Here is a 2,027-nt window from a genome sequence, read left to right as displayed (position 1 = left end):
GGCAGGGTGGGTACGCGGCGGCCAACGCGGCTCTGGACGCGTTGGCGTGGCGGCGCCGGGCTGCCGGGCTCCCGGCGGTCTCCCTCGGCTGGGGACTGTGGGCCGAGGACAGCGGAATGACCGGTGGACTCGACGAAGCGGACCGGTCCCGGCTGGCCCGCGCCGGCGCGGTCCCGATGGAGAGCGAGTTGGCGCTCTCGCTCCTGGACGCGTCGCTGCGCCGGGACGACCCGGCACTCGTACCCATCCAACTGGACATCGCCGCTCTGCACACCCAGTGGCGTGACGGAATGCTGCCACCGCTGCTGAGCGGACTGGTCCGCAGCCGACGCCCCGCCGGGGCGCCGACCGCCGCGCGCAGGATCGCGGCCGACGGCACCACGGGCGGCGCGGACACCGATCTGGCCGGGCGGCTCGCGGCGATGGCGGCAGAGGACCGGTTCGGGCATGTGCTGGATCTCGTCCGTACGCACGTGGCCACCGTCCTGGGGCACGGGTCTCCGGCCGGTGTCGACGCGGCCCGGGCCTTCCGCGACGCCGGGTTCGACTCGCTCACTGCCGTGGAACTCCGCAACCGCCTCAACGCGGCCACCGGTCTGAGGCTCCCCGCGACCCTCGTCTTCGACCACCCCACCCCCGCGGACCTCGCCGAGCACCTGCTGGACGAACTCGCGGCCGTGGCGGGCGAGGCTTGGAGCGGGCCGACGGGCTCCAGTACGCCGGGCACTTCCGGTACGGCGGCGGACCGCCAGGTCACGGCGGCGCTCGCCGAGATCGACCGGCTGGAGGGCGTGTTGGCCTCGCTCGCGCCGGTCGTCGGCGGCCGGCCGGAGATCGCCGCCCGGCTCAGGGCCCTCGCGGCGGTACTGGGAGAAGACGAGAACGTCGCACCCGACCTGGAGGAGGCATCCGACGACGACCTCTTCTCCCTCATCGACAGGCAACTCGGCGGCTCCTGAGCCGAAGGGCGCCACAGGCGGGGGCAGGGGCCGGGCGCTCCGGCACAGCACGACGGGCGCGGCAGGCACACGGGCCGCGCCCGGAGGGGCGACAGACATGACCGGCACGTTCGGCACACACGGGACGGACAGGCGAGAAACAGGAGCCATGGCGAACAACGAAGACAAGCTCCGCGACTACCTCAAGCGCGTGACCACCGAGCTACAGCAGAGCACCAGGCGTCTGCGGGAGATCGAGGGGCGTGCGCACGAGCCGGTGGCGATCGTGGGTATGGCGTGTCATCTGCCGGGCGGGGTGGACTCCCCGGAAGACCTGTGGCGGTTGCTGTCGGAAGGGGACGACGCCATTTCGGAGTTCCCCCGGGACCGCGGGTGGGACGTCGAAGGGCTGTACCACGCGGACCCGGACGTATCCGGCCGTACGTACTGCCGGGCCGGTGGGTTCCTGCACGATGCGGGGGAGTTCGACGCGGACTTCTTCGGGATCTCGCCGCGTGAGGCGCTGGCGATGGACCCCCAGCAACGCCTGTCCCTGACCACTTCCTGGGAAGCGATCGAACACGCGGGCATCGACCCGACTTCCCTGCGCGGCGGCAGCCTCGGCATATTCGTCGGCGGCTGGCACACCGGCTACACCTCGGGCGGCGCCGCCGCCGAACAGTCGGCCGAGCTGGAGGGCCACCTGGTGAGCGGCGCGGCGCTGGGCTTCCTGTCCGGCCGGGTCGCGTACGTACTCGGGACGAACGGTCCCGCGGTGACGGTGGACACGGCGTGTTCGTCGTCGCTGGTGGCGCTGCACCTGGCGGTGCAGGCGCTGCGCAAGGGCGAGTGCGACATGGCCCTCGCGGGCGGCGTGACCGTCATGCCGAACCCGGATCTGTTCGTGCAGTTCAGCCGGCAGCGTGGGCTGGCCGCCGACGGGCGGTCCAAGGCGTTCGCGTCGTCGGCGGACGGGTTCGGCCCGGCCGAGGGTGTCGGGGTGCTGCTGGTGGAGCGGTTGTCCGACGCGCGGCGTCGTGGGCATCGGGTGCTGGCGGTGGTGCGGGGCAGTGCGGTGAACCAGGACGG

Annotated in this window: 2 protein-coding genes; both read left to right on the top strand. The window is 73.0% G+C overall.

What is annotated here, in order from left to right; genetic code table 11:
* The coding region (locus AB0L74_RS34790; RefSeq protein ID WP_365661622.1) for a phosphopantetheine-binding protein at window positions 1–959 on the top strand (959 nt) is incomplete at its 5' end.
* A 148-nt stretch (window positions 960–1,107) separates the two neighbouring features.
* Window positions 1,108–2,027: beta-ketoacyl synthase N-terminal-like domain-containing protein (locus AB0L74_RS34785; protein WP_365661619.1), on the top strand; the 920-nt coding region annotated here is incomplete at its 3' end.

The sequence above is a fragment of the Streptomyces sp. NPDC052020 genome (assembly GCF_040680575.1).
Taxonomy (GTDB): domain Bacteria; phylum Actinomycetota; class Actinomycetes; order Streptomycetales; family Streptomycetaceae; genus Streptomyces.
The sequence above is the reverse complement of the archived record's forward strand: the minus strand, read 5'-3'. Positions and strand labels throughout refer to the sequence as shown.